The sequence below is a fragment of the Mesorhizobium sp. M8A.F.Ca.ET.161.01.1.1 genome (assembly GCF_004792105.1).
Taxonomy (GTDB): domain Bacteria; phylum Pseudomonadota; class Alphaproteobacteria; order Rhizobiales; family Rhizobiaceae; genus Mesorhizobium.
This window is the reverse complement of sequence record NZ_SRTD01000213.1, coordinates 1-349: the sequence shown is the minus strand read 5'-3', so window position 1 is coordinate 349 and position 349 is coordinate 1. Positions and strand designations below refer to the sequence as shown.

The 349-nt window shown below is 55.3% G+C and carries 1 pseudogene; it reads left to right on the top strand.

Features of this window, described 5'->3' with window-relative positions:
* Positions 1–160: 160 nt before the first annotated feature.
* Positions 161–349: pseudogene (locus EN804_RS35380) on the top strand (2'-5' RNA ligase family protein); the annotation flags it as partial.

The window sequence follows — 349 nt, the reverse complement described above, 5'->3', positions numbered from 1 at the left end:
CTGTCCCAGACCGAGTTGCCGGGTTATACGGATTGCGTTCGCGAAAGGCCGTATCGGATATTGCCCGGCACATGGTGAAGTTTTGTTCGCTTTTTGTTCTTCCAATTTTCCTCGGCGATGATAATATTGCGGCCTTGAGCAAAGGCCGTGGAGCATCGTCGTGAGTTTCGAGTTGACGGATAATGGAGGGTCAGGGCAGCTTTTCCTCGAAGGCTTCGATCTGGAGAAGCAGCGACGGGTCAATCCGCGATTTGGCAACAAGGTCTTAATCGTGCTGAAGCCGCCCGTGGCCTTGGCGGAGAGAATTTTCACCGATGCATCGTGCCATGCCGCCGGGCGGACGAAGCGG